The sequence below is a fragment of the Streptomyces sp. NPDC111656 genome, assembly GCF_055656965.1.
In genome coordinates this window covers 83,460-90,875 of the sequence record NZ_JBVKCA010000034.1, presented here as the reverse complement: position 1 = coordinate 90,875, position 7,416 = coordinate 83,460, and the positions used below count along the sequence as shown (strand labels likewise).

Genomic DNA, 7,416 nt, shown 5'->3' with positions numbered 1-7,416 from the left:
GCGACGCCGCCATCAAGCCCAGTCCCGCACCAGCCATTACCGGCGACAAGCCGCATCCCAGACATGAAGATCACGATCTACAGTTGGAGTATTAGGACGTGCGAGGGTGTCATGCGGAGTCTGCAAGCGGCTTACGAACGGCGAGGCGGACCTCAGCGGCGGAATCCGCGCTCGGGGGAGCGCGGGGGCACGCTGAGGAAGTCCTCGAACCAGTGGTCCGGCTGCAAAGCAGCTGGGACGGGCCGGGAGTTCTGTGCGCCCTCGGACGTATCCGGGGCATCGCTGTAGCGGTCGTCGTACAGCCACAGCATATAGTGGTCCTGGAAGAAGAACTCTGAGCAGGCGTCGAAATCGTAGTCGTCGCGATGCGTGGGCAGCGCCGTGTGTGACGGGCTGTCCTCGTCGGACTCCGCATCCTCAGCTGCGTCGTCGAGAGCGAGGTGCAAGACCGTCTCCTCGGCGGCGCACGTGGGTTGCGGCCAGCTGCCACGTGCGATGTTGCCTGCCAGGTCGTCGCAGGCGCGGGCCAGCGCGCCGCCACCGCAGACTCTGGTGCCGGGCGACGCGCGGCAGGCGGGAGAAGCCCCCCACGTGCCGTAGTCGTCCTCGGTGACGGGCCGTCTCTTGAGTTCGGCGTCGTCGTAGGCCGCATCCGCCAGCCGCGCCAGTGTGCCGAACAGCCGGTCGGCCGTGCGAGGGGTGAGCTTCTTGCCCAGTCCGGAGCCGTGCGGGGCACCTCGTCGGGCGATCCTCGATGTGATGCCTCGGCCGCGAGGAAGCCTGCGGTATTTGTCGAAGTCGTAGCCGCGGTCGACGAAAGTCGGCGGGGACGATGTCGGGGGCGTCCGCGCAGGCCCCAGATGCGGGGAATGACATCGAGCAGCTGGATGAGCTGGGTGACATCATGCCGGTTCCCGCCGGTCAACGACACTGCGAGCGGGGTGCCGTGCCGGTCGATGATCAGATGATGCTTGCTGCCCGGGCGGGCCCGGTCGACCGGGACGGCCCGGTGTGAAACCCCCTTTGAGGGCGCGGACATGCGAACCGTCGATGGCACAGTCGTCCATCCCCAGCAGACCAGCCGCCCGCAGTTCGGTGAGCAGGGCTGCATGCAGTCGGGGCCAGAGGCCAGCGAACTCACGACGCGATCCCGTGGCGCGCGTGCGGTAAAACCCTCGCACTTGAAGATGCTGAACGACGCGGAGATGTAGAAGACCCGTTGGAGTCTGCGGCTGTATCGCTGAGGGCGTCGGAGGTTGCCGCTGATCCGGCCGGAGTCGCGTGGGACCGGTGCGACGCTGAAGCCGGCCCGGCGGTCAGCAGCGCCGAAGACAGTCATGTCACCGCCGGTGGCTTCTAGGAACTCGGCGCTGCGGACGATGCCCAAGCTGGCATGATGGTGATCACTTCGAAGTCGTGATGCTCGCGCTCCTCCTTCCAGCCTGCTCGCCGAGGCCTTCGGATGACACGACACCCCTCCGTGCAGCCACGCCACGTCCTGCACCCCGGGCCCACACCCGTGCAGCGAAAGCCAGCACACGCCGCGGCCCCCGGCCATGCTCAGGCTGCTCTGCCTCCTGCTTTCGAGGCGTTCTGCGTCCTGCACCGGGATTGCCCTGGACTACGCGAGCGCTCGTTTGCCCGAGAAGGACGCGCACCGCGTGGTGCGCTGCGCACTGGGCGAACTGGCTGTCAGATAGCCCCACGTCGTCAGCCATCGCAACCCCGTCGGCCGGACATGGACGCTGCTGAGCGCCTACATCCGCACTCAGCGCCCCGTTCCGCCGCCGCTCAGAGACTGCCCAGCCCTGCAGTACGACGCTGCCTGCTCGACTACAACAGCACCGCGGCCGCCGAAGTCATGGGCCAGGACCCCAGCAATATTCGCTACCTGGTCTGCTCGGCACCGTCTCAGTCCCGCACCGCCGCGCGCAGGTTGCGCCCTTCGCGCTGATCTCCCGGTCGGGGCGCGCCACTGGGGTGCGGCAAGATGGCAGCTCGTTGAGCGGCTGGAGGAAGCTCAGCCGGCCGCTGCCTCCTGCTGCGGCTCGGCCGCAGCAGGCTCCGAGGCGGCCGCGGCGGTGTAGAAGACCGACGAGCCCTGCTTGGCGCGGTGAGCGTGGCTCTTGGCGACCAGTCCTTCGAGGGTGGTGCGCACGACCGTGGTCTTCACGCTCCGGTCGGGGTGGGCCTGCGTGAGCGCGGTGGTGATCTCGGCAGCGGAACGCGGCTCGCTCTGCTGCTCCAGGTGGCCTCGGATCAGCTCGACGAGAGTCGGCTTGGCCGCTGCCGTGGATGCCTTCTCGGGTGAGGCCTGGGCGGCGGGCTTCTTGGACGCCGCCTTTTTCGCGCTGGTGGCGGACGCCTTCTTCGGCTTGCTCTGCTTGGGCTCCGCGGAGGTCTGGTGAGGCACGGACGGTGCGGCTGCCGGGGCTGCCTCGGCGGGACTTGCATTGCCGAGTGCCTGCTGCATGTTCACCAGCACGGTGTGGTCGTGCTGCAGGGCACGCAACTGTTCCTGCAGGGCTTCGATCTCCACACCGATACGTTCCTGCTCCTTGGTGTTGCGCTCAAGATCGCCCGTCACCTGGGCGACGTACTGCGAGGTCAGTTCTGTGGAGTGGGTCTGGCTTTTAGGCATGGCATGGGCCTTTCTGCAGTCCGCGGGCACGGCGGTGAAAGCAGGAGCCATGTGCGCGAACGGATGGAAGTGGGTATCGCGTCTGAGATGACCGGGTCACCTGCAGGACACAACTGCCGCAGCATGCGGCAGTTTAGAGATACTACGCACGAGGGCAACCGGATGTTCCTGTCGAGTGATGCCTCACTCTCCCTTGCAGGGTGAGCAGCCGACAGGCGCGGGGCATGTGACACAGCTGCTGACCGTTGTGCTGTCACTGCTGAACCGCCGCGCGGCCTACCCTGACCTGGAGAGACAGGCGCCAGGCGACTTCATCGGTATCCCGGCAGTAGTGCCAGGCAGCCACCGAGCGCGAAGCCACCAGCCGGTCCAGGAGCTCCTCGGCCTGGTGGGGCGAATGGCCACACAGACGTGCGAGCACCTCCATGTCGGTACTGCCGACCGCACCCGATGTGTAGGTGGCCAGGACCACTGCGGTCAGTTGAACGGCCGGGGCCCACCCGCCCGGCAGAACCAGCGGGGCGGGGCGCAGAGCCCAATGGGCGGCACGGGCTCGCACGCGACGTCCTGGTCTCTGAGCGAAGACTGCGGCATCAAGGAGCTGTGCCTCCACGTGCGGGTACCTGCAGACCGTTCGGCGGAGCCAGCCGGCGTGCTCCAGTTCCTCCCACAACTCCCTGCGGCCGCACAGGCGCATGCCGCGCAACAGGCCTCCGGGCAGCCGGACGTAAGCGTTGGTGTCGGCGCGGAGCGCGCACTGCAGGGCCAGCAGCCGGGCGGCGGGGGAGGAGAAGCGCGGCAGCACGGCGGCGAGATAGGTGAGCATTTCCCGCACACGCCGCTGCTCGTCCGGCCCGTACGGCCGCGCGCTGCGCCCGGGATCCCGCCCGCTGGAGGCGGACTTCGGGCGGTCGGCACTCAGCAGTGTGGAGGGCACGATGGCGGTGTGGCTCATGGCGGCGGCGCACGCGGCGCAGGCATCCGCCAGCCGCCACGCACGGCCGCTGCGGTCGCAGGTCAGCGCCAGGAGCACCGGCCCAGAGCAGCCGCGGTGACGGGGGTGCCAGTGGCAGCCCCGCGCCCGGCACTGACAGGTGCGAAGGTGTCCGGGCAGCGCGTCGGCGCGGGCGTGGCGCGCCAGATGGGTCAGGGCGGCCGACCGTGCGGAGGCTGCCTGCAGCTGGCGGCTGCGCGGGGTGCAGCGGGGGCAGGCCAGGGTCGGCCCGCCCGTCTGCGGGCGCAGTTCCACCGTCCAGATGCGCTGCACCGCGGCGTGCGTACGGGAAAGCCGCATGGGCCCGTCGCCCTCCCCTTCAATGTGCGCCCGGGGGCGCTGCGTGGTCCCGGCAGGCACAAGCGGGAGTCGCGCGCACCGTAGTGCAGATTCCTGCACTCGCACATCGGCGGCACCCGCAGCGCCCACCTGCACAGATAGTGCAGAAGTCTGCACTGACAGGGCAGGGTCCTGCACCGTCGGATGGTGGAGTGACGATCTTGCCGCCCGACCCCGATCTCACCGCGCTGCGCGTAACGCTCGCGCGACTGAGGAACGAGCGCGGATGGACCTTCGACGAACTCGCCAGCCGCAGCGGCCTGGCCCGGCGCACCCTCATCGACCTCGAACACGGCCGCACCACCGGCAGCGTCACCACCTGGCACGCCCTCGCCCACGCCTTCGACGTCCCCATCGAGCAGCTGCTCTCCACCCTCTGCGACGACCACACCCCGCCCGGGGCGAAGGATTCCTGACCCGCCGGGCGCCGCGCGCGAATCACCCGAACCGGCGAGCAGCCCTCAAACACCCAAGCGACTGCCCGTCCGTGCGTTTGATACTGCTGGGCCACTCGTGGGACACACCCGCCGCCGCACCACGATCAGGGCGCGCTGCCTGGCACGGTCCCCGGCATGCGCCCCAACCCCGCCTCCACCGGCCGCCACTGGGACGGCAGCCCCCGCACCACGCACCCCAGCCGCCCGCTGCGGGTGGCCGCCACCAGCCCCAGCCGCCTGCTGCGCACCGGCCAGAGCGGCCGCTGCCGCCTGTGCGGCAACCGCGTCGACTTCTACCAGCGCAGCGACCAGCGGCCCATCGTCCTGCACCCCGCCGAACTGGCAGCCGCTCACGTCCCGGTCTCCAGCCGCTGGCACCTGAGCTGCGGCATCGCCCACCCACACGGCGACGGCAGTGCATGGTGCCGCACCCCGCACACCCTGCTGTGCCCCCACCGCACCACAACTGCCCGGACCAGCCCACAAATTGAGGCGGTGCGCCGCCGACTCGCCGTGCGCTCCCGCCGCCTGATCGACACCGGCGCCTTCACCCCGCAGACCCCGCCCGCCCCCGCGTGTACGCAGCCCGCCGACGCCGGGTGCCCCGCCCTGCCCGTCGTGCAGCTGCTACTGGGCCGCTACCTCGCCGACCAGCCGCTCGAGGAGATCCGGTGTGTGGCCCAGGCCCACCAGCGCCGCCGCTGCCCCCAGCCCGTGCTCACCCCCCACGCCCCCGCAGGCCACTGGGCACTCCTGCCCGCCAGCCCACAGCGAGGCCAACTCGCCCTGCCCGCTGGGCTGATGGCCATCTACGACCTCAGCCGCCTGCCCTATGCCGAACAACTGCGCTGGCGCACCCAGCGCTGCCCCACCCATGCAGCGGCCCCCGGCACCGCCGACCTCGCGCTGGCCGGATGGAAGGTCTTCGACCCCCTCCTGCACGCCGCACAGATCCGCACCCGTCTCCCGCACACCCCGACCAGTCGCCCAGGGCAGGCGTGACGATGCCCCACCACGCCCTGGAAATCACCGTCACCCGGCCCCCCGCCCCAGCCGAACTCCACGCTGCCGCCCGCGTGCTGCCGCTCGCGGCCAACCACGACGCCACCCGCCTGATGGCCCTCGTACCCGTAAAAACCCCCAGCAGGGCCGCGCACCGCCTGCGCCAGCGCCTCGGCACACGGCTGCCCACCGACGTGATCACCACCCACTACCCGGATGCAGACGGCCAGATCCTGCTCAACCTCACCTTCCCACCCGCCCTCCATACCGCCATCCGCCACGCCGCCGACCAAGCGGGGCAGCCCCCGGAACTCTTCGTACGCCTCGCCCTCAGCCGCGCCCTGGCCCAGCACGCCAGCGACGAAGCCGACTTCCTCGATCACGCCGTACAACGCCTCCTCACCCGCACCAGCGCCCCCGGCCTCCTGACGGCCGTCGGGCACGCCCTGAGCCGCACCCCCGGAGCAGCACCATGCTGAACCCGACCGACGAGCAACGCGCCGCGGCCGACGCCTTCCACGCCGGCGACCACCTGGCCCTGCAGGCCGGAGCGGGCACCGGAAAGACGACCACCCTGGCGCTGCTCGCCTGCGCCACCAAGCGCCGCGGCCGCTACCTCGCCTACAACCGGGCCATCGCCCAAGACGCCACCACCCGCTTCCCCCCAAACGTCCTGTGCAAGACCGCCCACGCCCTGGCCTACGCCGCACTCGGCCACCGCTACGCCAGCCGCCTGAACGCCCCTCGCCGCCCCGCCTGGCAGACCGGCCACACCCTCGGCCTCACCAAAGCCGTCCGCATCGGCGAGCGCGAGGTGTCCCAGAAGACCCTCTCAAACGCGATACTGCGCACGGTGGCCCGCTTCTGCCATACCGCCGACCCCGCCATCACCGCACACCACGTACCCCGCCTGCGCGGCCTGGAAGACAACGACCAGCACACCCAACTCGCCGACCACATCATCCCGTTCGCCCGCAAAGCCTGGGCCGACCTGCAGCATCCCGACGACGGCGCGGTCCGCTTCGACCACGACCACTACCTGAAAATCTGGGCCCTCACCCAGCCGAGAATCCACACCGACTTCCTCCTGCTCGACGAGGCCCAGGACACCAACCCCGTCGTCGAACAGATCTTCCTCAACCAGCGCGACCACGCCCAACTGGTGATGGTCGGCGACTCCGCACAGGCCATCTACCACTGGCGCGGCGCCAAAGACGTAATGACCGGCTTCGACGGCACCCAGCTCACCCTGTCCCAGTCCTTCCGCTTCGGCCCCCACCTGGCCCAGGAAGCCAACCGCTGGCTGCGCATCGCCGATGCCCCCATCCGCCTCACCGGAACCGAGACCGAGCCCACCGAACTCGGCCCCGTCCCACGCCCCGACGCGGTGCTGTGCCGCACCAACGTCGGCACCATGGCCCAGGCCATGGACCAGCTGGCCGCCGGGTACCGTGTCGGGCTGGTCGGGGGAGGCGAAAGCCTGCGCGCCCTCGCCCTGGCAGCCCGCGACCTCAAAGAGGGCCGCCGCACCACCCATCCCGAACTCGTCCTGTTCCCCGCCTGGGGCGAACTGCAGGACTACGCCGCCCACGACCCGGCCGGCCGCGACCTGCAGCCCCTCGTCGACCTGGTCGACACCCACGGCACGGACGCCATCCTGGCCGCCCTCGCCCAACTCACCCCGGAACAGCAGGCCGAAGTGACTATCTCCACCGCCCACAAAGCCAAGGGCCGCGAATGGCCCTGCGTGAAAATCGCCGACGACTTCACTCCGCCCAAGGACAGTGACAGGCAAGACGACACCGGTCGTGTGCTACCTGGTCCCATCGACGACGCCGAGGCACGCCTCGCCTACGTCGCCGTCACCCGCACGCGCCGGCGACTGGACATCGGAGGCCTGTCTTGGATCCACGACCATCCCGACGGCAACCCTCTCGCTGCCGCGAGAACGTGACATGCCACGCCACCTGTGGCGACCTATCCGGAACCGTCGGCTCGAGGCG

At 70.2% G+C, this 7,416-nt stretch carries 7 protein-coding genes and 2 pseudogenes; 4 read left to right on the top strand and 5 right to left on the bottom strand.

Features of this window, described 5'->3' with window-relative positions; all coding sequences use genetic code 11:
* Window positions 1-152: 152 nt before the first annotated feature.
* The 5 genes and pseudogenes from ACZ7M3_RS48745 to ACZ7M3_RS48725 form a co-directional block, all read right to left on the bottom strand.
* Window positions 153-446 (bottom strand): hypothetical protein, encoded by a 294-nt coding sequence (locus ACZ7M3_RS48745; protein ID WP_472072705.1) that lies wholly within the window; start codon window positions 444-446, stop codon window positions 153-155.
* Window positions 447-704: 258 nt separating this feature from the next.
* A pseudogene (locus tag ACZ7M3_RS48740) lies at window positions 705-1,133 on the bottom strand (transposase); the annotation flags it as partial.
* A 53-nt stretch (window positions 1,134-1,186) separates the two neighbouring features.
* Window positions 1,187-1,428: pseudogene (locus ACZ7M3_RS48735) on the bottom strand (transposase); the annotation flags it as partial.
* 592 nt (window positions 1,429-2,020) lie between these two features.
* Entirely contained in the window at window positions 2,021-2,641 is a 621-nt protein-coding gene (locus ACZ7M3_RS48730) for a hypothetical protein (RefSeq protein WP_472072695.1), read from the bottom strand.
* Between the two features lie 253 nt (window positions 2,642-2,894).
* Window positions 2,895-3,935 (bottom strand): hypothetical protein, encoded by a 1,041-nt coding sequence (locus tag ACZ7M3_RS48725; protein ID WP_472072693.1) that lies wholly within the window; start codon window positions 3,933-3,935, stop codon window positions 2,895-2,897.
* A gap of 191 nt (window positions 3,936-4,126) precedes the next feature.
* Here ACZ7M3_RS48725 and ACZ7M3_RS48720 point away from each other — a divergent pair, with 191 nt between their 5' ends.
* From ACZ7M3_RS48720 to ACZ7M3_RS48705, 4 genes are all read left to right on the top strand, one after another.
* Complete coding sequence (locus ACZ7M3_RS48720) at window positions 4,127-4,390, top strand: helix-turn-helix transcriptional regulator (RefSeq protein WP_472072691.1); 264 nt, start codon at window positions 4,127-4,129, stop codon at window positions 4,388-4,390.
* 156 nt (window positions 4,391-4,546) lie between these two features.
* The gene (locus tag ACZ7M3_RS48715) at window positions 4,547-5,413 is read left to right on the top strand and encodes a DUF6083 domain-containing protein (protein WP_472072689.1); all 867 of its coding nucleotides are present in this window, start codon (window positions 4,547-4,549) and stop codon (window positions 5,411-5,413) included.
* Window positions 5,410-5,892: a hypothetical protein gene (locus ACZ7M3_RS48710; RefSeq protein WP_472072687.1), complete on the top strand. Its 483-nt coding sequence runs from the start codon at window positions 5,410-5,412 to the stop codon at window positions 5,890-5,892. The genes ACZ7M3_RS48715 and ACZ7M3_RS48710 overlap by 4 nt, the downstream gene beginning before the upstream one ends.
* Window positions 5,889-7,367 carry a UvrD-helicase domain-containing protein gene (locus ACZ7M3_RS48705; protein ID WP_472072701.1) on the top strand — a complete coding sequence of 493 codons (1,479 nt, stop codon included), beginning with the start codon at window positions 5,889-5,891 and terminating at the stop codon, window positions 7,365-7,367. Before ACZ7M3_RS48710 ends, ACZ7M3_RS48705 begins: the two co-directional genes overlap by 4 nt.
* Window positions 7,368-7,416 lie beyond the last annotated feature (49 nt).